The following is a 25,893-nucleotide window of genomic DNA, read 5'->3' on the forward strand; positions in this document are numbered from 1 at the left end:
CACACAACCAAAGGAGACACGCCATGACCTTTCGCGTGAACGAAACCGACCATGATCACATCCCGGAAGAATTTACCGTGGAAAGCCTGAAGGAAGCGGGCTTCGAGGATGCCGAGATTGAGCTTTTGTCTCAGGGTGACGATCCCATCGTGACCATCGAAGACCCTGACGCCGAGGCGGGCAAGGCCGCCGCCGACGACCCGGCCAAGGGTGACGTGGGCGCACCACCCGCCGAGGAAGGCGACATCGCGGACCAAGCCACCGGGGATGATGACGCAGCAGCCCAACAGGCCGCAGCGGACGCCCAGAAGGCCGCTGATGATGCCGCAACAGCGGAGAAGGCCGCCGAGCCTACCGAGGTTGAAGACCCTCAGATGCCGCAAGTCCCCGACACCACCGAGGCAGAGGCGAAGCTGGCCGAGGCCGATCAGGCGCTTGAGGCACTTCTGTCGAAGTATGACGATGGGGAACTGACCTCAGAGGAATACCGCGAGCAGCAGAAGGCTATCGTGGCCGAACAGGCGCAAGCTCAGGCGGCCATCGCACAGGCCGAGAACGTGGTGCAGAACGCCGCTCAACAGCAGCAACAGCACTGGTTCAACCGTCTTGAAGCCTACAAGGAAGCCGCGCCCGAGCTTTGGAGCGACGACCACCTTGCAGGCTGGGACCGCCAGTTGCGCGCCGTCACAGGCAATCAGGCCTATGCCGACATGAGCCGCGATGCCCAGATCAAGATGGCGCACCGCCTCTACGCTGCCGAATACGAGGCCCGCAACGGTACGCCGCTTGAGATCGCCCCACCGGCGGCCAAAGGCGAGGCGAAGGCCGAGGACAAGGGCCCCGAGGAAAAGCTGGAAGTGAAGAAGGGCGAGAAGCCCAAGGCACCGCAGACGCTGGCCGACTTCAACAGCGACACCAGCGCCGAGGTGGAAGACAGCCGCTTCGCCGCCATCGATCGGCAGATCATGAAAGACCCGATTGCGGCTGAGACTGCATTCGCAAGCATGACGCCCGAGCAGCAAGAACGCTTCTTGGAAGAAGTCTGAGGGGGCTAGTACCATGTGGAAGACCAAACTGACCGCCAAAGACAATCACATCCCGCATGAGATTGCCGTAGGCGATGATACGATCATCCGCATGGTCCGGTCGGGCGAGGGGGTATTGAGCATCGTGGTCGATGCCCCCCGTCACAAGACCATCGTGAGGCGCGCGGGCAGCATCGTTCAGACCCCCGCCCAAGAAGGTTGATAAGATCGCCTAAAGCGTGGTAAACACCGTTCATATACCAAGCGCAGGACGTGCCTGGGTCATTCTCAAGTTTGACTCTAAGGAGACGTTCTAATGCAAACTGTGGTTGGGGTTAACGACCCGAAAGCAGTCCGTCGCTGGGCTACTTCGCTCGCAACAGATACCGAAAAGCAGTCCTACTGGACCAAATTCATCGGCAAAGGTGAAAACAACATCATCGAGCGCAAGGTTGAGCTCGAAGATGAAGCCGGTGACACCATCCAGTTCGACCTGTCCATGCGCCTGCGCGGTGGCATGACACTGGGTGATAACCGCGTCGAAGGTTCCGCCGAAAGCCTGACCTTCTACACCGACGAGGTGAAGATCGACCAAGCCCGTAAGGGTGCATCGGCTGCCGGTCGCATGTCGCGCAAGCGCACCCTGCACAACCTGCGCCGCATCGCCCGCGACCGTACCTCTGAGTACGTCGCTCAGTGGATGGATGAAGGATATTTCGTCTATCTCTCTGGTGATGCTGGCTTCCAAGCGATCAACCAAGACGGCGTTTTCGATAAGGCATTCGCCGGCAACCCGATCAAAGCCCCTGACGCGGATCACATCCTCTACGCCGGTTCAGCCACGTCGAAGGCGACCATCACCGCCAACGACAAGATGAACGTCGCGTTCCTTGAGCGTGTGGCCGTGAAGCCAACCATGATGAACGCGGTGAACCCGAATGTGGTTCGCATGAGCCCGGTCAACGTGGAAGGCGGCAAGCGGTTCGTGGTGCTGATGTCGCCCTTCCAAGCCTACGACATGCGCGTGGAGACCGGTGATCTCTCTTGGTCGAAGATCAGCCAAGCCCTCGCCACCTCGGAAGGCCGCAACTCGCCCATCTGCAAAGGTGGTTTGGGCATGATCAACAACATGGTCCTGCATGAGCATGAATCGGTTCGCCGCTTCAATGACTACGGTGCTGGTGGTGATGTTGACGCGGGCCGCGCGCTCCTGCTGGGCCGTCAGGCCGGTGTGGTTGCATACGGCTCCGGTGGCAACGGTGCCCGGATGTCGTGGGTCGAGAAAATGACCGACGCCGACAACCAGATCGAAATCTACTGCGGCTTGATCGCGGGCATCAAGAAGACGCGGTTCAACGACCTCGACTTCGGTGTCTGCGCGCTCGACACCGCCTGTAAGAACCCGAACTGAGCCATTGATGGGGCGCCCTAGCGGCGCCTCTCACCCTTTCAACGCCAGAACGGAGACAGTCCAATGGCTATCAAGCAATCGCAATACTTCGTAGGGAACGCCCGCACACCGGTGCCGCACCCTCACCGCAAAGGTGAAGTGATCAAGTATATGTTCACTCACACCTTCACCGAAGGCCTCGACACCGGCGACATCCTCGAACTGTTCCCGCTGTTCCCCTATGGCCGCATCACCGGCTTCCAGTTCATCGGTGAGAACATCGGCACCAACGCCCTCGACATCGGCCTGATGTCCGGCAACCCCGGCTCGCTGGATGCCGCGCGCACCAGTGACGACGCGCTGATCGATGGCGTAGCAGCCAACACCGGCGGCTCTACCGGCCTGATCGCCCTCTCCGCGCTTGCTGAGAACGGTGAAACACCCGTTTCCATCGGCGTGAAGACCGCGACCGAGATCACGGCAGGCGCAACCAAGAAGCTGCACGTCCTGATCGAAGCGACCTCGTAAGGCCGCTCATTGTCCGGTTAGCCCGCGCCTCACCATAAGTGCGGGCTGATCGTAACCCCTCTCAGAAAGGCACCTGCCATGTCTACCGAAACAGCCGCAATCATCCATTCGATCCTCTACCGCAAGGGCGGTACGCATGTGACGCTGGACGGGGCCAAGTACCACTTCATTGACGACGACAAAGGCCGTCAGGTCGCGCCGGTGGTGAACCCCGACCACATTGAGCGGTTCTTGCAGATCCCCGAGGGCTACAAGCTGCTGCGTGGCGATACCGCGGCCTCCGCACCGGCTACGCCCATGGGGGCCACTGGTGGCGCGGAGATCAAGAGCGCAAGTGTTGATGGCCTCAAGATCGAAAAGGGTGACGGGCAGGCCAAGGCACCGCAGCAGGAACAGGGACAGCAGACCGAGCCGGAAGCAGGCAACAGCGAGCCGAAAGCGCCCGAGAAGGACACAGCGCCGCAGCAGCCCGCCAAGACCGCAGGCGATACCGCGCTTGACGACATGGACACCGACCAGCTGCGCGCCGCATTCGAGACCGAAGTAGGCCGCAAGCCTCACCCACAAGCCAAAGACGACACCATGCGCGCCCAGATCAAGGCCGCGCGCGAAGACAAGGCCGGGGCCGCATAAAACCCGGCCTCCTTTACTGACGGAGATACCGGGTGACATTCCAGACCAAAGACGTAATGGCGCGCGCAGCGACCACGCTACAAGACGCCAGCAACATCAGGTGGCCCGTGACAGAGCTTCACGGCTACCTGAACGACGGTCTGCGCGAGATCGTGACCATCAAGCCAAACGCTGTTTCCAAGACCGTGAACCTTGAGCTTGATGAAGGCACTCTGCAAACCCTCCCGGCTGAATACACGGTTCTCTCCCGCGTATCCCGCAACATGGTCGATGCCAACACGGGCGGCGGCGCGATCCGCCGTCTCGACTCGCGTTCGATCATGGATAGCCACATGCCAGGGTGGCAAGACCCAGCAGTGATCCCCTTCGCCAAGAAGGTGGTGCATGTGATCCACGACATCGCGGACCCCAACCAGTTCTATGTCGCCCCCGGAAACGACGGCACAGGGATCATTGAGGCGGTAGTGGGCGCATACCCCACCAAAAGCCCTGTGCCCGGTGCGGATGCGGACGACATCGCCAGCTATGCCGATGCTGTGGACGTGCCTGACATCTACATGAACGCGCTTGTCGATTATGTGATCTACCGCGCCTACTCGAAAGACGCCCGTATTGCTGGCTCTGCGGCCCGCGCCGCCGCGCATTACACGCTGTTCCGCGATTCCGTGACCAATTTCTCGCAATCTGAAAACGGCATGTCGCTGGCAGCCGCAAATTCGGGGGAATAACCCATGTCTTTTGCCATGACTGCCAGCGTTGACGAGCTCATGCCCTACATCTTGCCCAAGGTGCCAACCGTACCGCTGCCCTATGCGCAGTTTCAGGCGCGGCTGGCCGCAATTGAGTTTTGCGAGCGGACCCGGTGCTGGCGGCAGGTGCTGACCTCGAACCTCAACAGCAGCAAGGGCTGTATGCTGGCCCCATTCAACGCGACCATCCATGAGTTTGAGGAAGCCACGTTGGACGGCAACCTTCTGACGCCGACGCAGTTCACTGATGTGGAGCCTGACGAGCTTACCGGGGGCGAAAACGAGGGACCGGCCAAATACATCACTCAGATCAGCCCTGGCACCGTGTCCGTTTATCCATTCGAGCGCGGTAAACTTCGCGTCTCATGCTTCCTCAAGCCTCGCCATGGTCAGGCGGTAGGGTTGGATGAAGATAACCCGCTGGATGATGCCTACAACGTCCTGCCTGAGTTCATGGTGACGCAATACGCCGAGAAGCTGGCCGACGGCGCGCTCTGGCGCATCATGTCGACCAACAACCAGCCGTTCACCGACTTGGAGATGGCCGCAGTACACCGGCAGGCCTTTGAAGACGCCTGCAACACGCACTTCGGGTCCAACCTACGCGGCCAGCAGCGCGCCCCCGTGCGCGTCAAGCCACGCTGGATGTGAGGTAAGCCATGCTCATTCGCTCTGCCGACCTGAAAGGCTCCATTCCACGGCTGCACCCGCGCCTGTTGCCAGGCAACTATGCGCAGATCGCGCGCAACACCCGGCTGGAAGACGGCTCAATCGGCCCGATCAAAGCGCCTGTCACCGCCCACACCTTCGCAACAGCCCCGGCCACCTTCCTCAAGTGGAACGGTAACTTTGTCAGCTTCGATCAGGAGGACGTATATGCAACGCCCGGACCCGTGGCGCAGGACCGCTTGTACTTCATGGGCGATGGCGGCGCGCCTAAGATGCGCGTCGGCGGGACAGACTACGCGCTGGCACTCTATGCGCCCAGCTTGGCCGCCACGGTCACACGGGTAACGCAGGACGTTGGAAACGCGCCATCGCTGGCCACAGTCTATGTAAACCCACCAGACCCGGAGCTACCGCCCGAGACGTTCGACTATCGATACAGCGCCATCACGGAGAAGGGCGAGACCATCGCCTCACCTTCAGCGGACATCGTGCGCGTCGACGGCGAGCGGGTGGTCCTGAGCAACATGGTCCTGCCGGAAGGCACGTTGAAGATCCGCGTCTATCGCCTCGACCGCAGCCGACCATCGGGCGCAGCGGGGCGCTTCGGCTTGCTTCTTGAGCAAAACTACGTTGCTGGCACCCATGGTCCCCTCAACAGCGCGTCTATCACGGACTTCTTCTCGGTGTTTCCTGATGTCAGTAAGGCACCGTTCGAGGATGGCGACTATGCGGCGACTGAGGAAGTCGTCACCTACACCTACACCTATGTGACCGAGTTCGATGAAGAAAGCGCACCGGCCCCAGCCTCGGCCCTTTTGAAGATCGGCAAAACCGACGCCGCCACCTTCAGCGTATCGGCGCCGGGGCAAAGCGGGCGCGGTATTGACCGGATCAGGGTCTACCGGTCCAAGACCAGCCTTGCAGGCACGACAGACTTCTATTTCCTCACTGAATTGACCGTTGGGCAAGCTGGAAGCGTTCAAGAGGACGACTTCAACCAACTCTTGAATGAGCCCATCCCCAGCACGGACTATAACCCGCCCGAGGACGACGCGCGCGGCCTGATACCTCTCCCCAATGGACTTATGGCGGCATTCCGTGGGCGCGAGCTTATGTTTTGCGAACCGTACAAGCCCCATGCCTGGCCGATCAAATACCGCATGACGACAGACACCGACATCGTGGGCCTTGGCGCATTCGGTACATTCGTGGCCGTCCTGACCAAAGGGACGCCGTTCATGGTGCAGGGTTCCGACCCTTCGCTTATGATTATGGAGAAGCTGGAAAGCACCCTGCCATGCCTTAATGACGCGAGTATCGTGGATATGGGCTACTCCGTCGCCTATGCGTCCTATGAGGGGCTTGTGGTGGTCAGCCAGCGCGGGGCCGAGGTGGTGAGCCGCCGTCTATTCACGGAAGAACAGTGGCGCGCCATGCGGCCGCAGAGCATCCGGGCATCACAGCGCGGCGGGCGGTATCATTTTACCTATCAGCCTGTAGCGAACGGGCCGCGCAAGTTCGGCATCATCGATCTGAGCGGCGAGCAGCCTTTCTTCATCGAAGCCGACATCGAACCGACCTTGCTTTACTTCGATCCAGACACGGGCTCGCTCTACTACATCGAAGGCGATGCCGTGGTGAAAGAGTTCGACCCGCGCAATGGGGCCACCATCGAGAAGCAGTCATGGCGTGGGCGTCGTATCGTGCTGCCGGGATATGACAACTTCGGTGCCATCTTTGTCGAGACAGACGACGTGGCCGGCACAAAGGCGACCCCAACCGATCCTGACTGCACCATCCGTATCTATGCCGATGGCAATTTGGTCCACACCACTACGGACATCAACTTTGCTACGAGGCTGCCCAGTGGGTTTACCGCGGACAAGTGGGAGATCGAGATCGAAGGCTATGCCGCGGTAACGGGCATTAGCCTTGCAAGCGACATTGCCGAATTGGTGGGGAACTGATGGCTGATGAAAGCAACCCTTGGCAGGGCGTTGCCCTTGTTCCTGAGCAGCCCCGGGCAACACAGCCTCCGGTGGAGCGCCGCAGCCCATTGGATGAACGCACCCTCAACCAAGCCGAGGTGCTGGCGGGGTTGCGCGGCGACAAGTCCGAACACGCCGTGCGGTTCAAAGACCTCGAAAACCTCAAACGAGAGGTCGCGAAGGAGGTTGCTGGGGTTGGGAAGTATGGCGACACAGGAAGCGGTCGAACGGGTAGTGTAGGAGAGCAGATCGCCGCACAGTTTGCAGCGATCGATACCGAGTCCAAGGCTCTGCTGAAGGACTATAACAAGCTGTTCGATCAGGCCATGGAAGGCATTGAGACGCTTGGCACAGAAGTAGACGGGAAGTTCGACACCTTCCAGACTGAACTAGACGGCAACTCCACCGCCATATCATCGCTGATTGTCTCCGTGGATGGTGTGAAGGCGCAGTATGGCATCAGGATCAACAATAACGGCCACATCTCAGGCTTCGGTCTGCTATCCCGCCTTATCAACGGCCAGCCCGTCAGCGACTTCATCATCAACGATGCTACGTTCCGTATTGTAAACAGCAGTGGTCAGGGAAACTTCACACCTTTCGCGGTCTACCCGACCGGGCGATATGTCGGGGGGGAATACATCCCCGCCGGTGTCCATGCTCAAGACCTTTATGTCACCAACGCAAACATTGGTGATGCTCAGATTGACACGGCTAAGATCAAAGATCTTTCCGTTGATACCCTGAAAATTGCGGGCAACGCGGTAACTGGTGCTTCATACACCAAACGAACGACCTCTTTGGCTGGTAACGGTTCACTAAGACCAGCCATTTCTGGCGCCGTTGACATCCCACCAAACACCTATGGTGATGTTGTGGTCGTCTGTAGCTTGGCGCAAGGTTATACCTCGGGGCCAAAAACATGGGGTTTTCGGCTTGAAACACAGTACGGATTGATCATTGAGCGTTTCAATATGGAGGCGATCAACGACTATCCAACCATCAGTGCAATCGCATCATTCAACAATACTACCAGCAACGCGATTACCTTGATCGTTGCCCTTCTATGGAACGGTGAAGATAGCACCGTAGAACTAGGTGCTCAGACCACCATGAACCTTATCGGGAGGTGGAAATGATACTGATCGTATACCGCCTTGAAGATGGTGAAATCCAATCAGTGATGAAACCCGCGCCACCCGTTGGGGCAGTGCCGCAAGGCCTTATTCCAGAGGGGCATTCCTGCATTCATCGTGAAGATGATGTGGCAAATGACCTCAACGCCGATACGCACCGTGTTTCTGCCGATGGCCGCATCATACGAAAGCCTATGGGCGTGATCGAGGCGCAGGCTTATGCTGCGGCCATGCGTGAGGTTAGGAGCCGTCGGAACCGCCTTTTAGCGACATCAGACTGGACCCAGGTTCCCGACAGCCCACACACAGCAGAGCAGCGTCAAGCATGGGCCTCGTACCGACAAGCCTTGCGCGATCTGCCCGAGAACATTGAAGACTTTGCGGAAATCGTTTGGCCGCAACCACCAACTTGAGATCAAAAGGGGCTCTGCCATGCCTTTGAAACTGACCAAAGCCAACCAAGACGCCATGCTGGAAGCCGCTATGAACCTGACGGGCACACCAGGATGGCACAAAGATGCTATCGCGTTCGGAGCAATGGAGGACAGCGGCGAGGTTTCGTGCATTGCCGTGTTTCAAAACTTCGCCGGTGGCGTGGCTGAGGTGCATCTCGCCCCTATTGGCGCCCCAATGCGGCCCGAGGTGATCGACGGATACAAGCAGCTCGCCTTTCACCCGAAGATGCTGGACCTGAAAGCGATCAATGCGACCTTGCCCGAACGCAACGTGGCCGGTCAGGTGGCTTGCCTCCAAGCGGGCTTCGCTTTCGAGTATCGCAAACGCCCTAGCGTAACAGGCGGTGAAGATGCTATTGTCCTATCATTGACCGCCGATTAGGTCATATCGCGCAGGACGTGCGGCCCAAGTCTATCCACGGAGACTATGATGGCACAGCCTGACACGATACCCACGCGCCCCGCGTTCGACACACCCGAATGGCGCGACATCCGAGACGGAAAACTGCGCGAGTGGGTTGGCAATGACCAAGCCGTCGGCTTCCTGCTGCAATTCTTCGACCTTTGCGAAGTGATTGACGACCTTTGGGATGGCGACAAGGAGGTCACAAAGGCCGACCTGACGCGCATCCTGTTCGCAGTTATGACCGAATTGCCGCTCAACCCCTTCTTTGCCAATTACCGCAACGAGCTTGCGGCGGTGATGATTACTGGCATCAACGCTTGGCTCGATGCCAACGAGCTTGAGCAGGGTAGCGAGAACGACAAGGTGTTCAGCTATGTCCTGCGCGACTGGTACGCTGAGCTTATCGCCTTCGTGATCTACCTCACGCGCGGGCGGGACTACATGCGCTCTGTTAGCATGGATGTCCGTCAGTTCTTCACCCACCACGAAACCCTTGAGCAGTACAAGGAGGACTTGGCATGAGCGGGGGTGGCGCACCGAAACCTGATCCGCAGATGGGCGAAGCGGCGCGGATGTCAGCGGAAACCGGCCAGGAAATGATGGCCTTCATGAAAGATCAGGCAGAGATCACTAATAAGTGGGCCGCCGATGATCGGGCGCGGTATGAGCGGGACTTTGTGCCGTTGGAGGCCGAATATGCCGCCGACGCGCTGGCCGCCCAGGACAAAGAAAAGATCGGGCTTAACGCGGATCAACGCGCCTCTGAGGCCGTTGCCGACGTGCGTCAGCAGTTCTCCATGCAACGGGACGCGGACAACCGCCGCTTGCGCTCTATGGGCGTTCGACCCGATTCCGGTCGCGATGCTGCCCTTGCATCTTCGCGTGGCTCTGCCGAGGCACTGGCCACCGCCGGTGCGGCCAACATGGGCCGCCGACAGTCCATCCTGCAAGATGAAGCCAAAGCAGACGGTATGCGCGCCAATGCCATCAACATGGGTAAGGGCATGGCGGTCAACCCTGGCACAGCTATGGGGATCTCGAACGGTGCTGCTCAGGCCGGGTTTGGTGGGGCTATGTCCGGGTATGGGCAGCAGGCAAGCATTCTGGGCAAGCAGCACGACGCGCAAATGCAGGCGTGGAGCGCCGATCAGAACATGATGGGCGGTTTTGGTAGCGCGCTTGGGTCCGTTGTCGGCGCGCTGCCCATGATGTCCTCGAAGGATGTAAAAGAGGACAAGCGGCCCGCCAAGGGCAGCTTGGGCGCGATCCGCAAGATGCCTGTCGAGAAGTGGAAGTACAAGGACGGGGTTGCCGACAGCGGCGAGCATATCGGCCCCTACGCGGAAGACTTCGCCAAGGCCACGGGCAAGGGGGATGGCAAGACCATCGACCCCATTAGCATGATGGGCGTGACACTTGGCGCCGTTCAGGAGCTTGATAAGAAGGTCTCCAAGATGGCCGGAGGTAAATCGGCATGAGCGGGGGGTTCTTCGGAGGGTTCAGTCAAGGCTTCGACCGGGCAAAGGCGCGGAAAGAGGACAGCAAGCTGCGCTCGGAGGAAAACGCGCGTCAGGATAAATACCTCGACGTGCTTCAAAGTATGGGCGCAATACCGCCCGTGGTTCCCTCGGGAAGCGGATACGATGGTACAGGCACACCGCCGTTCATCCCCATGGGTGACGAGGAGCTTGCGGGCGGTGCTGGTAACGATAACTTGGCGCGCGCATCCACAAATTCCCGCCCAATGTCTTTGGGGGCTCGCCCGGGTGGCGGTCCTGTCGGGAAATAAGACTTTATTGAAGCAATGATGCCCCACGCTCTTCGCGTCTCAGAAGAAACAGGGTTGGACCCGCGCCTAATCATAGCGCAAGCGGCGCAGGAAACTGGCTGGGGCAAGTCTGCTCCGGGCAATAACTACTTCGGTATCAAGTCGCACGGAAAGGCTGGCGGTAACACCATGGCGACGAACGAGGTTATCGACGGAAAAACCGTGCGTATCAATGACAGCTTCCGTGGCTATCAAAACATGGGCGAGAGTGTCGACGGATACGGCTCTTTTCTGAAAGAAAATCCGCGATACAAGCCTATGCTGGCCGCTAAGGACTTGGATGGACAGTTGGTCGCACTGGGACGCTCAGGATACGCCACAGACCCAAATTACGAGCGTAGCGTAGGCTTAATCGCGAGATCCATTGAGTTGCCGCAGCGGCAAGCGGAACCACCCAAAGCCACCGCACCTGATCGAGCCGCCATGCGGGCACAGTGGCCAGAATTTGCAAGTGTTCCCGACGCGCAATTGGACGCGCTTTTAGGGAACGAGAAATTAGGTTTTGGCGCAAAGCTGCGCCCCATGGGCGTCGGCCCGGTGTAAGGAGATTGTCCCATGGTTTCGATAGTATCAGGCTTCGTTGATGGATATTTCAAAGGCAGAGATTGGCGCGATGAGAAAGAAGATCGCGAACTAGATCGCGCTCGCCAAGAGCGCTTAGACGCCCTCAACGAAGAAAAGCACGGCGCGCAGATGGCTGAGTATGAGCAGATGTCTGGGCTGCGCAACAGCCGAGAAGCTCGTGCCTCCGCCACTCACGGCAACCAGATGGATGAGTATGAGTACGCGGCCGCAAAGCGCGCAGAGAAAGACGCACGGGAGGCTCAGGAACGGGAGTTCTTGCGGGGTCAGGCCGAGATGCTTGAACAGGCAAGAGAGCTAGGCGCTGTTCCACCTAATCCAGCCGCGGCTCAGGGTGGGCGCGCGGTTAACCCTAGGGTGGATCCAAGATCCTACCCGCTCGGGGTTGTCGAGCGTGGCGCTGATGGGTCTCCGTCCCAACGCCATCCGTCTGTATCTGCGCGGCATGAATTGAGCCTCGGTGCACTTGCCCCATCAGTTGCACCACAGCCCACAGCACCTGCCAATGCTGTGCCGCCAACCGCGTCTGGCGAAAGCGATGCAGACTTTGCAACGCGCGTTGCTGAGGCACGTGAACGCACTAATCAGGTGCTACGCAACACCGCGCCCGGTAGCGCGCCCTCTGGCGGAAATATTGCTGCTCCGCAAGCTGCACAACAGCCGACAGGAAGCACCGTCGGCTCTCCTTCAACATCCATGGGGGCTATTCCAGAGGAACCGCTTCAGCCGCTGGCCGGAGGTGAGGGGAGCGATAATCTCGCAGGCGACACTGCTATCGGGGCCGCCACAATCGAAGCGCAACAAACGCTAGAGTTGGCTCACAAGTCTGGCGCCGTCCTTGGCCTGCCAGCCGGGCAAAACTACACCCCGAAGCAAATGAAACGCGCGGAAACCGAGTACGTCGATCGTTATCGTGAGATTTCGCGAAACGCCGTGAAATTCTACATGAAGCGAGGCGAGCCTGAAAAAGCCAAAGCCTACGTGGAGTTCGTGGATAGCCAGATCGGGCGTGAAGTTATTCTGGACAACGCCCGAGCCGCAGCCGCTTATCACCTGGGTGATTTTGATGGAGTGATTAAACACTCGCTTTCAGCCGCGAAGCGGGCAGGGACGATGGACCCAAGCCTAACCGTGGATGAAGAGGCAACGAGGTTCATCACCGATGCCCAAGGCAACCCCATTGGCGGTATAGCCGTGTACAGCGATGGCGGCGGAAACGTGTTCGAAAAAAGGTTCGATGACGTCGATGAGATCATGCGGGAGCTCACTCTGCTAGCTTCGCCCAGTATGGCTGTTGAGAAGATGGTTGCCGGAAAGCCTGCGCCTCTCTCGACGCAGGGTAAGGTGGCGCGCGATGTGGAAGCTGGGCACTTGACAGAAGAGCAGGCGGCGTCTGTTCTTGACCCTGCACCCGATGAGTATGCTCGTTACGTTAGGGATGAGGTGGAGGCCGGTCGCGAACCTCTTAGCCGGATTGATTATGCTCAGGCAAAAAAGGGCAACGGCGTTTCGGTAACCTCGCCAGATGGCTCAATCATCAGGGTTGGAGGTAAGCAGGAAAAGCTGAACGAAGGCGAGAGCAAGACCCTCGTCTATGCGACAAGAGCGAAGGGCGCAATCAAGTCCCTTGATCAATACGACAAGGCACTTTCTAACCGCTGGGAACGTTTGGCTGAATTGGATCCGACAGGCTTTGCCCGGGAGTTTCAAAGTGAAGACTTCCAGCTGGCTAAGCAGGCCGGTGATGAGTTCCTGCAGGCCATTTTGCGCAAGGACACCGGCGCCGCGATTACCGAACAAGAGCAGGAACTTTACGGGAAAACATATCTTCCACAACCGGGAGACAGTGAAGCGCTACTGCGACAAAAAAGAGAATCTCGCCAACGGGCAATCATCGCTCTCGAGTCTGGCATGACGAGAGATATGCTCGATCGCCTCGCCGAGACAGAGAAGGCAAGTCTGTATGCCGATGTCGCAGATGGTGGTGCTGGGGGTGGGGGGCAAACACAACCAGCAACGCAAAATGAACCCGAAGCTGCTGTCATCAACAGCGACGAAGAGTATGACGCCCTTCCATCAGGTGCGATGTTCACCGGCCCGGACGGGTCAACACGGAGGAAGCCATAATGGCTGGTTGGAAAGACGCTGAAATGGTTCAGAACACAATGCCGCCGGCTGAGCCGACTGACGAACCGAAACCTCGCTGGATGAGCGCGCCGATTGTGGAAAGGGCAGAGGTATCTGCGGCTAAGCCCGAGGCATCTAAGCCTCGTTGGATGGAAGCCCCTGTGGTTGAGAAGCCTCCAGCCGCTAGACGTGAGGCAATGATCGAACGTGCGCAAGCTGCAAAAGCAGGGGTGCTCGAACCTTCACCTGAAAGTTTGCAGCGCGCAGAACATGCGAATCGCATAGCTTCGCCTGGCATCCCGAAGCCTGACTTGGCGCAAATTCAGTCTCAAATTGACGCAAGCCAAGACCGTGACGCTACGGCTGCTGCACTGTTGAACAAAGCGGGTGAGAGTTTGACGCTCGGAATCGTTGGGGACGAAGCGGCTGGAGCCTTTGACGCTGCTATAGGGCGTGGTGATCGAGACGAAAGAACGAAGTTCTATCGCGACCAAGAATCGAAGCTTGAAGAGGACCATCCCGGCCTGTCGCTGGCCGCAGACGTCGCGCCGGCCTTCATCCCCGGCTTAGCGGCAGCTGGTGCTGTAAAGAAACTGGGCAACATCACAGGCAGAACTGTCGCGGGGGGCATCGCCGGCGCTGCTGCTGGCGGCACCATAGGATATATGGAGGGCGAGGGTGACGATCGCGCCAAAAGCGCAGCAACAAGTGCTATGTTAGGTGGGTTGTTCGGGTCTGCTGCGCCAAAGGTCACCGACCTCGCTGCCTCTCTACCTGGAAGGGTGAAGAACCTCTTTGTGCGAGGCGCACAGCGACCCACAGTCGATATTCTCAAAGCATCTAAAAACGCGGCATATAAGGCGGCAGACGACGCTGGGGAGGTATTTGATGGAGAGACAATGGAGCAACTTGCCATTCACGTCCGCAAGATGTTTGAGGAAAATAACTACGTTGAAGAGACAGACAGCGCTCTTAGGGCGACCTTAGAACTTCTTGGTCGAAGGTCGGGAAAAGATACCACGCTTACGCAGCTTGATCGTATCAGAAAGAACCTTTGGAAGCGGTACAGTAACGCTAAAGATCAGCCGCAAATATTGGATGCTATTGCGTCTATTGATCATGTGATCGACAAAAAGGGAAACGCTAGCGATCTTATGGGAGTCGCCCGCGCTGCAAACGCGAAATATGCCAAAGCACAGCTCTTGGAGGATGCATTTACGAAAGCGCGAGATCAAACGGCGGCATCCGGTTCTGGCGGGAATATTGTTAACAAATATCGTCAGGCAGTCACGTCAATTATCAACAACGAGCGTAAATCGAAGTTCTTCAGTCAAGGCGAGATCGAGATGATGCGCGCTTTTGTCAGGGGGAATAACGCGGAGAACGCCAAGCGTTTATTGGGCAAGCTATCCCCTTCTGGGAATGGGTTGATGATGGCGCTACATGTCGTCGGCGGTGTGGCCAGCAGCGGGGCTACAGTGCCGCTCATGGTTGCGGGTTCTGCCGCGAAGGTAGCGGCGGACAAGTCCGTGATACGTGGGGCAAACGAAATTCAGGATTTCGTAGCTGGTATGCCTCGAATCGCACCGAGGAACTCTACTGGCGCCGCTTTGGCGTTTGGTGCCGCCCCCGCCGTAGAAGAACTAGGAACCGAGACGCGAAGTAGGCTGTCCCGAGGCCAATAAGTGCCCCGACAAGATCAAGGCTAAGGTTATAGAAGAATGGTGAGCCAAAATCTTGAGCTAGGTATCCGAGACCAAAAAGGCTGCTAAACACCACCGCGAACCAAGTGGAACCCTTTGGTTCCACCCCACTATCGCATTCTTTCCGATACAGATTCACACCCCACATCGACATGACGATGATGATCCATGCAGCTACGATAGCGGCGGGAAATGCTATAGGGTCCAACACTTATCCTTTTTACTACGCCTAGAAAGGTAAGGTTGGTGTGACGAAAGATCAAGATTGTTGATCGTAGCCAAGGGCCATCTTGTGCTGGGCTGCTTACCTTTCCGGTTTTATGCGGTGGGCGACGGTGCTTCGGTCACCAACAGTATCGGGGCTGGGATCGCTGGCTTCACTGAAGGAATCCAGCAGCAACTTATGTTTTTTGCTTAACGCGGCAAAACGACTGGATAGGTCGTCAATATTAGCCTCGGGATCTTTGTACCCTGCGATTAGTACATCCATCTCATCCAAGATTTTCTTTGATCGTTCCCAGATATAACTCCAATCATCGACAGGAGGAGGGGGAAACTTCTCCTCAAGCGCCGCGACGATTTCGGCAGTTGTTGATCGATTGCTTTCGTCAGCTGCTGCCTCAATCCGCGCTTTAAGGTCAGAAGGCATCCTGAAATTTACCTGGACTTGCTTAGAGGCTGGTGGCCGGGCCATGCGATTCTCCTACTCGCAAGCAACATGCTTTATTTTTCTCTTGACGCAAGGCGTAGCATAATGCTTTATAGCTATATGCTTTATGAAAGGACGAAGCGATGCAGACGATAATGCCAGCAAGCGGAGGAGAGGGGGTGGTTCAGACAAGTATCAGGATGCCGCTATCCCTGCGGGAGTTCCTACGTGATGAGGCAAGAACGAAAGGTCGTTCACTCAATACGCACATTATCATGTGCTTGAATGAGCGGAGAGCGGAGGGCGATCAAGCCACCTCTCAAAAATAAAGGCCGCTGGAGCGGGAACTCCGGCGACCTTCGATGAAAACTCAACCTATCAAAATTGGAGTTCAGCAATGGACATAGCATCACAGACGAAGAAAATCAACCGCCGTTCGTTATTCGCGGCAATCCCAGCCCTTGCAGCCACAGCCACAGCAGCCCACGCGCTTGAGGTGGCTCAGGCCCCAGTTCATGATGAACCCATCATTGAATGGTGCGAGCAGTGGAAAGCGCTTCGAGGCCAAATCAACGAGACAGAGGGTGATCCCGACACTGAGTTGCTGGCCCTGCAAAAGCTTGAAGAGAAAATCTGCACAGCAAAGCCCACATCAATGGCAGGTGCTGTTGCGCAGCTTGAACACGCCTTGGACAACTTTGGTGAGTACGTGACCGGCAATGTCTGGAAGGATTTGGACAACCAGTTGTTCAACAACCTGTTGGGCGCTCTTAAAGCGGGGGTGGCATAATGGGTATGCAGATTATGCCGTTCGAGTTTAAGGGCAACCCGGTTCGCGTTCTTGAGATCGACAGCGACCCATGGTTTGTGGCTAAGGACGTGGCCGATGCTCTTGGTTACGCCAATAGTCGGAAGGCCGTACAGGACCACTGCCGCAAAGCGCAAGCGGTGGGGTCCCTAAATCAGGGACCCCTAGATGTAGGGGGGTCACGTTTCGTTACCCCCTCCGATCTGGACCCTCAGACTAAGATCATTCCAGAGGGTGACGTGTATCGCCTCATCATCCGGTCAAATCGACCAGAGGCGGAACCGTTCGAAACACTTGTCATGGAGGAAATTCTACCCACGATCCGCAAGACGGGATCGTACGGCTCGCCAGCTAAGGTGGACTATAACGACCCGGCTTTGCAGCTAGGTATGATCGAGCATTTGAGGGTGGAGGCTGAAACAGCAAAGGCAAAGGTGCTTGAACTGACGCCAAAGGCGGCGGGTTACGACAAGTTAATGAGCGCTGACGGCCTGTATGGCTTGCAGAATGCGGCCCGCGCACTTTCGGCACGGCCAAACTTGTTCATTCGATGGCTCAAACAGACCTACTTGTTCTATCAGGGTCAGGCTTTGGTCCCGCGCGTCCAGTACACGCAGCGCGGTCTGTTCGAAGTTAAGACCGTCATTGTGGAAGATAAGGCCCGTCCGACAACGTACATCACGCCGAAGGGGCTGGACTTCTTCCGCGGGAATATTCCGGGTGATTTGCTGATCGGGGGTGCGTCATGAAGCGCCGCAAGTTCATGGCCGCGACTTCTGCGGCATCGCTACTACCAGTCACTGCCAACGCCACGCAGGCAGAGGATCTGACCGTGGGTCAGCAGGTTCAGCACCATATGCAGGCTATCACTGACCTGATCGGGCAGGGCGCGGAAGATATCGAGATTGATGGCGTGTGCTGGTTCGTATGTGAGGGACGAGCACATAGCTTCTGGGCAAGCGGCCGTTCCGGTCACAACCGAGCGAACTTCCGCCCCGACATGTTTGATGGGTGGAAGGTTACAGAGCTCAAATTCGTGGAGGCAGGTTGATGGCTGTCGCAAAAAAGAACGAGGAACTTTCAATCGACGCGCTCAAGCAAGGGCGCGTCACTCTAAGGCTAATCGGCACGACGCCATTCTACTTCAACGCAATGAGCGCCAAGGCGAAGCGATCCCTACTGATCGGTGGGGGCAAGAAAACCGCAGCCGAGCGGAAGCAATTAAAACACGATCCTGAACAAGAGTTTCGGGACAGCGTTTATCGCCAACCAACGGGAGATACCCTTTTGTGCTTTCCTGCTCCGGGCATCAAGGCGGCCATGGCGACGGCGGCACTGGAAACGCCAGGTGTTACAAAGACGAGCGTTCAGCGACTGATTTTTCTGCCCCAACAGAAAGTTAGTATCTGGGGCAAACCTCTGCTGAAGATGGATGTGGTGCGATCCGCCGATATGAACAAAACGCCCGATGTTAGGACACGGGCTTTCCTTCCACGCTGGTGCGCCGAAGTAGATATCGCGTTCGTTACGCCGACGCTGAGCGTTCACTCTATCGTGTCGCTGTTGTCAAACGCTGGCGTTGTCTGCGGGATCGGCGACTTTCGCCAAGAAAAGGGCAAGGGTTCGTTCGGCACGTTCGCTGTATCCGGCGAGGACATGGGCGACTGGCAGGAAGCATGGGACGAAATTACACAAGAGGGCCGCGACGTTCAGCAAACCGCTTTGGATGATCCTGAGTTTGCAGATCAAGACACTGCGGACCTGATGGAAGTCCTCGAAGATGAAAGGCTTATTCGCAGAGGATGATCGACACAGACGTTCGGCGGTCTCTAAATTAGTCGTACACGGTAAGGCGGTCATGGCGTGGCGGGGTGAGTAGTGGAAAGGCATGGCGTGGCAGGGCTCGGCGGTCGAGATACGGTTTGTTGAGGCAAGTTACGGTTTGTTGGGGCAGGGCGCACCCGTCATTCAGCATAAAGGAGAAGGCAATGGCTCAGTTCACATCAAAGGACCGGCAGCGCATCATTGATGAATATCTGGCGGCAACCGGCAGAAACATGTTTGTTCCCTCAGAGTTTATTGACTGGCTGGAGATTAATCCAAACCACGAAGCTTATCCTTGGTTTTTTGCAAAAGACGACGCCGAGGCGGCGCGCGAATACCGCATCGGTTTGGCCAGACAGATGGCAAGCGGATTGCGGATCATTTCCAAGGTTCAGGTGCCAGAAAGTAAATCGGTCACCGTTCGGGTTCGGGAATATCCTGCGATGGTTTCACCAATATCGGGTCGCAAGTCTGGGGGCGGATATGAACCGTTCCACCCCGACGATCCGGTTATGGTGCAAGAACTGCGCAGGCAGGGCGCTCAGGCGCTACGGGCGTGGCTCAACCGCTACCGAGGGGTAATGGAGGATAGTGGGACCAATCTATCGTCGGTAGAAAAAGTCGTTGCCCAAATTGAAAGCAGCGTGGGGGATGCAGCCTAGCACATGAACCCGGCGCCAGCGATGAATGGTAGGAGGACGAACTTGCGTTTGTTTCGTTCCCACCACTTGTCGAGGGGGTGCTGGGGGTTCTTTGGGTCATAATCCATGAGAGTATATAAAGGCGCTCAGGGGCGTTCTGGCAAGGTTGAAATGATCAACTGTTCTTTTGACTCAACCCACATAAGTCGCGCAGGCTTGAATTCTATTACAAAGGGATTCGATTTATGGCTTGCTACATTGTCACGTATGACTTGAACAAAGAAACAAAACGACCAAATATATTGAAAGATATTAAAGGATTAGGTGGTTGGGCTAAGCTTTCTGAAAGCTCCTATGCCGTCAGCACTTCGAAGACACCATCGGAGGTATTCAATCACCTGAAGAAACACATCGACGGAAACGATAATCTCTACATCATCAGCCTATCGAGGCCGTTTTTCGGACAGGGGCCGACGGATGTGAATGAGTGGTTGGAACGGAACTTGCCTTGGTGATATCGACCAAGGTTCCATCCAGCGTATCCAATCGCCGCTGTTCCTCATCTGTATCTGGGATGAGGAGCGCGGCTCCGTCATGTATCATTACTCTCATAGGTGTTATGATACCCCACGCGTCGGGGAAATCAACGCTTTTGCGTTTTGGCTAGAGTGCAGGACGAAGGTTTCTGACTGAAAAAAGGCGCAACAGTCAGAAAATCTTTGGGGGAGTTTAGCTGCCGCGCATAAAGCTTGCAGCGCCAGCTATACCACTACTCATTGTATCAATATCTTTGTCTTCGAACTTTCGGAACGCTCCAACGAAAAGTGCGACAGTGATCGTAGTTATTGAAAGAATAGGGGTAACAAGCATCGCAACTGAAAAAGCCGGTCCCACTAACACAAATGGGCCCCAGAACACGATGTGCGCAAGGTGCCAAAGCAGGCTTGCCATACCTACAATAACGAGACAGCCTGCGCCGACTGCAATCCAGCGCAACCAATATCGTTGCCCGGCCTCGCGGGTAAGGAGTTTCCGTAGCGCTCTTTCCGCCTCAAGAAGCTCAAATTCAAAGTCCTCTCGCCTGCCATTCTCGGGGCCATTTGAAGGAGGTACTACATCCGCTGCGTTGGGTGGGATCTTAGTCATGCGCAGCTGCTTCAGCCTTCTTTCGTAGCTCGACGTAATGACCCTGAATGAGCTCGTCAGGGATCTTAGCGTAGCTTCCGCCCATACGACTAGCGACATCCCAAGGCCCATTAGCTACATGAGTCATGTCAGATAGTCGGAAGGCGGGTAATTTTCCGTATATCTCCCATATTTGGTCAAGCAGAGCTTCATCATTTGGGTGAAACATACAATTTGGAACTGTGGTTACGGGAGATTTAACCGCCACTCCTTGTTTTCGGAAGTCGCTGTACACTTCAGGGATCACGGGGCCGTATTGCCAAGCTTCAATGCGATTTGAGAACAAAGGCGTTCCCTGTGTCTCCAGATGCCAGCCGTGAGCGATATAGGTTAGCTTGAGTAGGGACATGATGGACAGAGTTTTACCCTCCCGCTGGGCGCGGGTGACAAACCAGTTTGCGATTTGGCGAGCGTCATAAGTCATAACAACCTCCTAGCTCATCATATATAGGCATAGTCAACGGAATGCTAATGCAAGAAGGACCACAATGTTTGCCAGTTAAGGGCAAAGCGTTCCAACAACGACTGCTACAGATTTAAGTCCCGTAGTGTGCTAAACTTGTCTGACGAGCCAAGCCTCCTCTGGTGCATGTCCCGCTCGGGTAGCGTCACTGTAGTAATCGGTAATGCTCGATATAGCTTGGTGCAGCGCATAAGGCACATCATCCCAGGTCGATCGGCTCTGGTGATACGGCGTTGCTTGGATAGGCGTATGTATCGCATGGCTGCGATAGTATATCGCCCTCTCACTGGTCGGGAGGCGAGACACTTGTACCGTGACAATTGCTTGCAACTCTCCCACGCGAAATTCGTAGACACCCAAGTCGTCGTCACGATGAACGATAGTAATCAGATCGTCGTCTAGTGCATCCTCAATATCCCAGCCCAAAATACTCACCTTCAAATGCTTTGGATCAACAAACAATATGGAGGTCAAAGCATCCAAGTCGCGATTCCCACACCACCGCACTAAAGCCTTTTGTCCCACCTTGCTCAAGTCCCACAAAATGGTACACTTAATGACTGATAGGCGGCGCAGGATGTGGCTGCCATAGACCCCCAGAACCAGAGGGAAGCTATGGCTAAGGACATCATGACGCCCGATATACCGACGATTGAGAACATCCGGGGCAGTGCCGCCGCCCTCAGAGGTCTCCCCCAAGATGAGCCCCCTGATATTGATGGCGTTGCGCTGAAATGGGATGCCACGGTTGATGGGTTCATCTTCCCGCGGCGCCATGCAGCTAAGGTGCTGGCCGCTTTGGATGTGTCATCGTATGGGGAGGCGAGCAACCTTGCGCGCGAGATTGACGGAGCGGCAGCTCAAGTCAACGCCAATCCTTCCACCGCTCAGGCTGAAGCCGGAAATTACCGCAAGGGGCGATTCAAGTGGAACGGTTTGGATTTGGTTATCGAAACGGCCAAAGGCGGCGAGCGCCGCGGTATCGGTCCAGACGGTAAAGAATGGTCTGTCACAATGCCGGCGCATTATGGGGATGTGAAGCTCACCACCGGCGCCGACGGTGATCCGCTGGACTTTTATATGGGCGATCATCCTGAGAGCGACATCGTCGTAATCGTAAATCAAATCGACCTTCCTGATGGTGCCTTCGATGAGCACAAGCTGGTGCTGGGCGCTTTCGACGAAGATGAAGCCCTGAAGATCTATGAAGACGGGTTTTCTGACGGGAAGGGTTCGGATCGCATAGGTTCCTTTACCACGTTGAACGTCGCCGCATTGAAGGAATGGATTGCCTCTGCTGACATGTCCAAGCCGACGCAGCCGGTCAAATGGCGATCGACAGACGACAAGGCCACAATGAGTGACGAGGGTTCACTCTTGCCCATGCATAAGCTCGTCGACGCCATGCGAGATCAACGCATTTGGGGAAGTGAATACGGGCTTTTCTCACGCGACCAATGGCGTGAGCTCGTCAGTAAAGCGCGGAAGCGCGCAGACCTAATGGGAGAGGGCATCGCAGGCGATGGTGCTCGACTGACAACACGTGATCAAGTGAATGGCGCGGTCGGAAAGATACTCCGAGAGCAAGGTGGAGCGATCACTATCGGTAAGAAGGATTGACCTCGCCGTAGGGGGGGAACCCATCGGTGTAGGCAACGCAATCCGGCGGCGATGGCAGCGCGGCCGGTTAGGGGGTTGGATCGGTTGGTTCGATGGTGCGGTCCAACCCCCACCAAAATCAATTTCCACTCAATCCTGTTTATCAGTTGGTGGCGCTATCTGTTTCGGTTTTTCGTCGGCTTCGATCTGATTCACAGTCACGTTGCGTCTTGTCGCGGTGCGAACCATCTGCACAAGATTGGCGAGCGGTTTGCCTTTTTCACCAGCTTCTTCGGCTAATGAGAGCACTTCACTTGTTGCTGCAACAAAGGTAGCGAACCTGCCTTTTTCCTTTAGGGCTTCATTCTCAGCCCTCGCCAGCCAGTATAGGACGCGGCGCTTGTGGTGGTCGTCAAATCCGGATGAGTCCGTCACCGCTCTGCGCGCGTTCGACAGGTGGTCAAGAACCAACGCCCTATCATCTCCACTCCATTTCACTTCATTGAACAAGGCCTCCTCTTCTTCATCAATGAAGTGGTTATCGAGGCTGTTTGAAAGATAGAGTTGCTGTAGGAGATCGAGCGATTTCTTCACAGTCGCTGCGCCATTGCTTATGGCTTGCCTGTGAATTTGCTCTAGTAGTTCTTCATAGTCTTCCGATTGCGGAAGCCTTCTACTAATAGCCTGAAGCGCTCGTATATAGATTACGGCTTGAGTTTTGGTCTCGGCATTTAGGGCCCCGTTTGGGTACGCGTCTGCTGCGTTCTGGAGTTCAATCAACGTAAATTGGAACGCCGAATCCGCGTCTTTGGGCAGCCTGTCAAAAAAGCTCATTTCGATGCTCCTGCAGCAGGAGTCTCTAGATCAGGATCATCATGGGGGCGGTAGGTGTTAATATTATCGATCTGGTACAAATTGACTATCCTTTAATGGGGGCTGCGTTTTTCAGAGAGAATATAGTTATGTCGGATCTCAAATATGCATTTGAGAATATGATCGGAGGATCGTCTTTGACAATCGGGCTACTACTTCCGTGGCGGGGTATCTGAGGGATCTTTGGCCCCTTTGGGCCGCGTATCTGCGTCGGGGGAAGGTATTTTTACGGTATATTCGAACGGCGAAGCAGTATCGGGGTGGCTAACTGGATCACCTTCCCGGGGGATTTTCTGTTCCAACGACTTTATAAAAGATACGAGTGCTTGGGATGTTTCAAACCACTCCTGAGTCTGCTCCATTTCCGCTAACCTGTCGGCGGTTTGTTCAATCAACTCTGCGAGTTCTGAGAATGTCGGTAGCGCAGGGTACTTTTCTTGCAATGCGGACACGATTTCGCTGTTCATGCTGCGCCCCTCCGCATCAGCAGATTTCTTGATACGGTCACGCAGATCAGCGGGCATTCGGACCATCGTTCCCACTGTATCGCCATCACCGATTCTGCCAGCCACCATCTTCAACTCCTTTTTTGACACTACTGTGTTTTTTTGGGTTGACGGTCAAATGATTTACTGTAGTGTCATTACTACGGTAGTTGCATAGGATCGATTATGGCAAACATACAAGGGAAAGTAGGGCAGGGGGTTGTGCCCGTGACTTTGCGTCTCCCCGTTGACCTTAGAGATGAGGTTAAAGCGCAAGCGGATGAAATGGGTCGTAGCATGAATACCCATATTCTTATGACTCTGAAGCAATCTCTATCGGCGGAAAAGCCCGCCACCGCCTAGAAACGAAAAAGACCGCTCGGGACTGCAATCCCATGTGAGCGGCCTTTGAACCCAAACTTGCTAGAAAGGATGTTCAGCAATGAATATACGCACACATACCACCAAAATCAACCGCCGTTCGTTATTCGCGGCAATCCCGGCCCTTGCAGCCACAGCTACAGCAGCCCACGCGCTTGAGGTGGTTCAAACCCCCGTTCATGATGAACCCATCATTAAATGGTGCGAGCAGTGGAAAGCGCTTCGAGGCCACATCAACGAGACAGAGGGTGATCCCGACACTGAGTTGCTGGCCCTGCAGGAACTCGAAGAGAAGATCTGCACGGCAAAGCCCGCCTCAATGGCTGGCGCAGTGGCCCAGCTTGAACATGCCCTGGACAACTTCGGTGAGTACGTGACCGGCAACGTCTGGAAGGATTTGGACAACAAGCTGTTCAACAACCTGTTGGGCGCTCTCAAAGCGGGGGTGGCATAATGGGTATGCAGATTATGCCGTTCGAGTTTAAGGGCAACCCGGTTCGCGTTCTTGAGATCGACAGCGACCCATGGTTTGTGGCTAAGGACGTGGCCGATGCTCTTGGTTACGCCAATAGTCGGAAGGCCGTACAGGACCACTGCCGCAAAGCGCAAGCGGTGGGGTCCCTGAATCAGGGACCCCTAGATGTAGGGGGGTCACGTTTCGTTACCCCCTCCGATCTGGACCCTCAGACTAAGATCATTCCAGAGGGTGACGTGTATCGCCTCATCATCCGGTCAAATCGACCAGAGGCGGAACCGTTCGAAACACTTGTCATGGAGGAAATTCTACCCACGATCCGCAAGACGGGATCGTACGGCTCGCCAGCTAAGGTGGACTATAACGACCCGGCTTTGCAGCTAGGTATGATCGAGCATTTGAGGGTGGAGGCTGAAACAGCAAAGGCAAAGGTGCTTGAACTGACGCCAAAGGCGGCGGGTTACGACAAGTTAATGAGAGCTGACGGCCTGTATGGCTTGCAGAATGCGGCCCGCGCACTTTCGGCACGGCCAAACCTGTTCATTCGATGGCTCAAACAGACCTACTTGTTCTATCAGGGTCAGGCTTTGGTGCCGCGTGTCCAGTACACGCAGCGCGGTCTATTCGAGGTCAAGACCGTCATTGTGGAAGATAAGGCCCGTCCGACAACGTACATCACGCCGAAGGGGCTGGATTTCTTTCGCGGAAAAATTCCGGGTGATCTGCTGATCGGGGGTGCTGCATGAGCAATACACCTAAACGCACAGTGCAGATGTCTCAGAATGATTATGTTTTGTTCGGCCTAATCTCTGAAATATTAAATGATGATGAGCGGACCGAATTGATTGAAATGCTGACCGACTATCAAAATGCAGAAATCGAAATGAAGGATGTCTTTCGTAAGGTCATGCTGAACCATGAGGCGAGGTGGGAAGCATTTCACAAGGTTAAGTCTGCAAGTAAGTCGGGAGGTGTATCATGAAGCGCCGTAAGTTCATGGCCACTACCTCGGCCGCATCGCTACTACCAGTCACTGCCAACGCCACGCAGGCAGAGGATCTGACCGTGGGTCAGCAGGTTCAGCACCATATGCAGGCTATCACTGACCTGATCGGGCAGGGCGCGGAAGGCATCGATATTGATGGCGTGTGCTGGTTCGTATGTGAGGGGCGGGCGCATAGCTTTTGGGCAAGCGGTCGGGCCGGTCACAACCGAGCGAACTTCCGTCCCGACATGTTTGATGGGTGGAAAGTTTCAGAGCTCAAATTCGTGGAGGTAGGATGATGGCTGT

35 protein-coding genes are annotated in these 25,893 nt (G+C 56.1%); 29 read left to right on the forward strand and 6 right to left on the reverse strand.

Annotated features, from left to right (window positions below; all coding sequences use genetic code 11):
* Positions 1–23: 23 nt before the first annotated feature.
* The 16 genes from T8A63_RS06755 to T8A63_RS06830 all read left to right on the forward strand — a co-directional run bounded on the left by T8A63_RS06755 (position 24) and on the right by T8A63_RS06830 (position 15,201).
* Positions 24–1,046 carry a hypothetical protein gene (locus T8A63_RS06755; protein ID WP_322345357.1) on the forward strand — a complete coding sequence of 341 codons (1,023 nt, stop codon included), beginning with the start codon at positions 24–26 and terminating at the stop codon, positions 1,044–1,046.
* Between the two features lie 13 nt (positions 1,047–1,059).
* Positions 1,060–1,248 carry a hypothetical protein gene (locus tag T8A63_RS06760; protein WP_209218164.1) on the forward strand — a complete coding sequence of 63 codons (189 nt, stop codon included), beginning with the start codon at positions 1,060–1,062 and terminating at the stop codon, positions 1,246–1,248.
* 93 nt (positions 1,249–1,341) lie between these two features.
* Positions 1,342–2,436 carry a N4-gp56 family major capsid protein gene (locus T8A63_RS06765; protein ID WP_322345358.1) on the forward strand — a complete coding sequence of 365 codons (1,095 nt, stop codon included), beginning with the start codon at positions 1,342–1,344 and terminating at the stop codon, positions 2,434–2,436.
* 63 nt (positions 2,437–2,499) lie between these two features.
* A complete protein-coding gene (locus T8A63_RS06770) occupies positions 2,500–2,943 on the forward strand; it encodes a hypothetical protein (protein ID WP_322345359.1) in 444 nt (147 codons plus the stop codon).
* A 78-nt stretch (positions 2,944–3,021) separates the two neighbouring features.
* Positions 3,022–3,576 (forward strand): hypothetical protein, encoded by a 555-nt coding sequence (locus T8A63_RS06775; protein ID WP_322345360.1) that lies wholly within the window; start codon positions 3,022–3,024, stop codon positions 3,574–3,576.
* Between the two features lie 32 nt (positions 3,577–3,608).
* Positions 3,609–4,304 carry a DUF6682 family protein gene (locus T8A63_RS06780; RefSeq protein ID WP_322345361.1) on the forward strand — a complete coding sequence of 232 codons (696 nt, stop codon included), beginning with the start codon at positions 3,609–3,611 and terminating at the stop codon, positions 4,302–4,304.
* 3 nt (positions 4,305–4,307) lie between these two features.
* The gene (locus T8A63_RS06785; RefSeq protein ID WP_322345362.1) at positions 4,308–4,976 is read left to right on the forward strand and encodes a hypothetical protein; all 669 of its coding nucleotides are present in this window, start codon (positions 4,308–4,310) and stop codon (positions 4,974–4,976) included.
* A gap of 8 nt (positions 4,977–4,984) precedes the next feature.
* Positions 4,985–6,961 (forward strand): hypothetical protein, encoded by a 1,977-nt coding sequence (locus tag T8A63_RS06790; protein WP_322345363.1) that lies wholly within the window; start codon positions 4,985–4,987, stop codon positions 6,959–6,961.
* Positions 6,961–8,121, forward strand: a complete 1,161-nt coding sequence (locus T8A63_RS06795; protein ID WP_322345364.1) for a hypothetical protein — start codon at positions 6,961–6,963, stop codon at positions 8,119–8,121. Before T8A63_RS06790 ends, T8A63_RS06795 begins: the two co-directional genes overlap by 1 nt.
* Complete coding sequence (locus T8A63_RS06800) at positions 8,118–8,531, forward strand: tail fiber assembly protein (RefSeq protein WP_322345365.1); 414 nt, start codon at positions 8,118–8,120, stop codon at positions 8,529–8,531. Before T8A63_RS06795 ends, T8A63_RS06800 begins: the two co-directional genes overlap by 4 nt.
* A gap of 19 nt (positions 8,532–8,550) precedes the next feature.
* A complete protein-coding gene (locus T8A63_RS06805; RefSeq protein ID WP_322345366.1) occupies positions 8,551–8,955 on the forward strand; it encodes a hypothetical protein in 405 nt (134 codons plus the stop codon).
* A 48-nt stretch (positions 8,956–9,003) separates the two neighbouring features.
* Positions 9,004–9,501 (forward strand): hypothetical protein, encoded by a 498-nt coding sequence (locus T8A63_RS06810; protein ID WP_322345367.1) that lies wholly within the window; start codon positions 9,004–9,006, stop codon positions 9,499–9,501.
* Positions 9,498–10,457, forward strand: coding sequence for a tail fiber domain-containing protein (locus T8A63_RS06815; protein ID WP_322345368.1), 960 nt, complete (start codon positions 9,498–9,500; stop codon positions 10,455–10,457). Before T8A63_RS06810 ends, T8A63_RS06815 begins: the two co-directional genes overlap by 4 nt.
* 329 nt (positions 10,458–10,786) lie before the next feature.
* Positions 10,787–11,350: a glycoside hydrolase family 73 protein gene (locus T8A63_RS06820; protein WP_322345369.1), complete on the forward strand. Its 564-nt coding sequence runs from the start codon at positions 10,787–10,789 to the stop codon at positions 11,348–11,350.
* A 12-nt stretch (positions 11,351–11,362) separates the two neighbouring features.
* Positions 11,363–13,516, forward strand: coding sequence for a hypothetical protein (locus tag T8A63_RS06825; protein WP_322345370.1), 2,154 nt, complete (start codon positions 11,363–11,365; stop codon positions 13,514–13,516).
* Complete coding sequence (locus tag T8A63_RS06830) at positions 13,516–15,201, forward strand: hypothetical protein (RefSeq protein ID WP_322345371.1); 1,686 nt, start codon at positions 13,516–13,518, stop codon at positions 15,199–15,201. Before T8A63_RS06825 ends, T8A63_RS06830 begins: the two co-directional genes overlap by 1 nt.
* A 322-nt stretch (positions 15,202–15,523) precedes the next feature.
* On the opposite strand, the gene T8A63_RS06835 is transcribed toward T8A63_RS06830, so the two are convergent.
* On the reverse strand, positions 15,524–15,913 hold the full coding sequence (locus T8A63_RS06835; RefSeq protein WP_322345372.1) for an Arc family DNA-binding protein: 390 nt from the start codon (positions 15,911–15,913) through the stop codon (positions 15,524–15,526).
* A gap of 155 nt (positions 15,914–16,068) precedes the next feature.
* On the opposite strand from T8A63_RS06835, the gene T8A63_RS22385 reads away from it, so the two are divergent.
* The 7 genes from T8A63_RS22385 (at position 16,069) to T8A63_RS06865 (ending at position 19,656) form a co-directional block, all read left to right on the forward strand.
* Positions 16,069–16,197: an Arc family DNA-binding protein gene (locus tag T8A63_RS22385; protein WP_416153245.1), complete on the forward strand. Its 129-nt coding sequence runs from the start codon at positions 16,069–16,071 to the stop codon at positions 16,195–16,197.
* Between the two features lie 68 nt (positions 16,198–16,265).
* A complete protein-coding gene (locus tag T8A63_RS06840; RefSeq protein WP_322345373.1) occupies positions 16,266–16,658 on the forward strand; it encodes a hypothetical protein in 393 nt (130 codons plus the stop codon).
* Positions 16,658–17,425 (forward strand): BRO family protein, encoded by a 768-nt coding sequence (locus T8A63_RS06845; protein ID WP_322345374.1) that lies wholly within the window; start codon positions 16,658–16,660, stop codon positions 17,423–17,425. The genes T8A63_RS06840 and T8A63_RS06845 overlap by 1 nt, the downstream gene beginning before the upstream one ends.
* A complete protein-coding gene (locus T8A63_RS06850) occupies positions 17,422–17,727 on the forward strand; it encodes a hypothetical protein (RefSeq protein WP_322345375.1) in 306 nt (101 codons plus the stop codon). Before T8A63_RS06845 ends, T8A63_RS06850 begins: the two co-directional genes overlap by 4 nt.
* The gene (locus tag T8A63_RS06855; RefSeq protein ID WP_322345376.1) at positions 17,727–18,482 is read left to right on the forward strand and encodes a hypothetical protein; all 756 of its coding nucleotides are present in this window, start codon (positions 17,727–17,729) and stop codon (positions 18,480–18,482) included. The genes T8A63_RS06850 and T8A63_RS06855 overlap by 1 nt, the downstream gene beginning before the upstream one ends.
* A 182-nt stretch (positions 18,483–18,664) precedes the next feature.
* Positions 18,665–19,162 carry a hypothetical protein gene (locus T8A63_RS06860; RefSeq protein ID WP_322345377.1) on the forward strand — a complete coding sequence of 166 codons (498 nt, stop codon included), beginning with the start codon at positions 18,665–18,667 and terminating at the stop codon, positions 19,160–19,162.
* A gap of 224 nt (positions 19,163–19,386) precedes the next feature.
* The gene (locus tag T8A63_RS06865; protein WP_322345378.1) at positions 19,387–19,656 is read left to right on the forward strand and encodes a hypothetical protein; all 270 of its coding nucleotides are present in this window, start codon (positions 19,387–19,389) and stop codon (positions 19,654–19,656) included.
* A 214-nt stretch (positions 19,657–19,870) separates the two neighbouring features.
* On the opposite strand, the gene T8A63_RS06870 is transcribed toward T8A63_RS06865, so the two are convergent.
* The 3 genes from T8A63_RS06870 to T8A63_RS06880 form a co-directional block, all read right to left on the reverse strand.
* Positions 19,871–20,287 (reverse strand): hypothetical protein, encoded by a 417-nt coding sequence (locus tag T8A63_RS06870; protein WP_322345379.1) that lies wholly within the window; start codon positions 20,285–20,287, stop codon positions 19,871–19,873.
* A complete protein-coding gene (locus tag T8A63_RS06875; RefSeq protein ID WP_322345380.1) occupies positions 20,280–20,750 on the reverse strand; it encodes a Panacea domain-containing protein in 471 nt (156 codons plus the stop codon). Before T8A63_RS06875 ends, T8A63_RS06870 begins: the two co-directional genes overlap by 8 nt.
* A 129-nt stretch (positions 20,751–20,879) precedes the next feature.
* Complete coding sequence (locus tag T8A63_RS06880) at positions 20,880–21,272, reverse strand: hypothetical protein (RefSeq protein ID WP_322345381.1); 393 nt, start codon at positions 21,270–21,272, stop codon at positions 20,880–20,882.
* 132 nt (positions 21,273–21,404) lie between these two features.
* Here T8A63_RS06880 and T8A63_RS06885 point away from each other — a divergent pair, with 132 nt between their 5' ends.
* Positions 21,405–22,409, forward strand: a complete 1,005-nt coding sequence (locus tag T8A63_RS06885; RefSeq protein ID WP_322345382.1) for a hypothetical protein — start codon at positions 21,405–21,407, stop codon at positions 22,407–22,409.
* A gap of 129 nt (positions 22,410–22,538) precedes the next feature.
* Here the strand turns inward: T8A63_RS06885 and T8A63_RS06890 are convergent, their stop codons facing one another.
* Together T8A63_RS06890 and T8A63_RS06895 are read right to left on the reverse strand one after the other, a co-directional pair.
* On the reverse strand, positions 22,539–23,222 hold the full coding sequence (locus T8A63_RS06890; protein WP_322345383.1) for a hypothetical protein: 684 nt from the start codon (positions 23,220–23,222) through the stop codon (positions 22,539–22,541).
* A 191-nt stretch (positions 23,223–23,413) separates the two neighbouring features.
* Positions 23,414–23,836, reverse strand: a complete 423-nt coding sequence (locus T8A63_RS06895; RefSeq protein ID WP_322345384.1) for an Arc family DNA-binding protein — start codon at positions 23,834–23,836, stop codon at positions 23,414–23,416.
* Between the two features lie 96 nt (positions 23,837–23,932).
* Here T8A63_RS06895 and T8A63_RS22390 point away from each other — a divergent pair, with 96 nt between their 5' ends.
* The 5 genes from T8A63_RS22390 to T8A63_RS06915 all read left to right on the forward strand — a co-directional run bounded on the left by T8A63_RS22390 (position 23,933) and on the right by T8A63_RS06915 (position 25,886).
* Positions 23,933–24,109: an Arc family DNA-binding protein gene (locus tag T8A63_RS22390; protein WP_209218948.1), complete on the forward strand. Its 177-nt coding sequence runs from the start codon at positions 23,933–23,935 to the stop codon at positions 24,107–24,109.
* Positions 24,110–24,188: 79 nt separating this feature from the next.
* Positions 24,189–24,581 (forward strand): hypothetical protein, encoded by a 393-nt coding sequence (locus T8A63_RS06900; protein WP_322345385.1) that lies wholly within the window; start codon positions 24,189–24,191, stop codon positions 24,579–24,581.
* Positions 24,581–25,348: a BRO family protein gene (locus T8A63_RS06905; protein WP_322345386.1), complete on the forward strand. Its 768-nt coding sequence runs from the start codon at positions 24,581–24,583 to the stop codon at positions 25,346–25,348. The genes T8A63_RS06900 and T8A63_RS06905 overlap by 1 nt, the downstream gene beginning before the upstream one ends.
* Positions 25,345–25,584: a hypothetical protein gene (locus T8A63_RS06910; protein WP_322345387.1), complete on the forward strand. Its 240-nt coding sequence runs from the start codon at positions 25,345–25,347 to the stop codon at positions 25,582–25,584. The genes T8A63_RS06905 and T8A63_RS06910 overlap by 4 nt, the downstream gene beginning before the upstream one ends.
* Complete coding sequence (locus T8A63_RS06915) at positions 25,581–25,886, forward strand: hypothetical protein (RefSeq protein WP_322345388.1); 306 nt, start codon at positions 25,581–25,583, stop codon at positions 25,884–25,886. The genes T8A63_RS06910 and T8A63_RS06915 overlap by 4 nt, the downstream gene beginning before the upstream one ends.
* Positions 25,887–25,893: the final 7 nt, after the last annotated feature.

Origin of the sequence: Sulfitobacter sp. OXR-159 (assembly GCF_034377145.1) — a bacterium.
Lineage (GTDB): Bacteria > Pseudomonadota > Alphaproteobacteria > Rhodobacterales > Rhodobacteraceae > Sulfitobacter.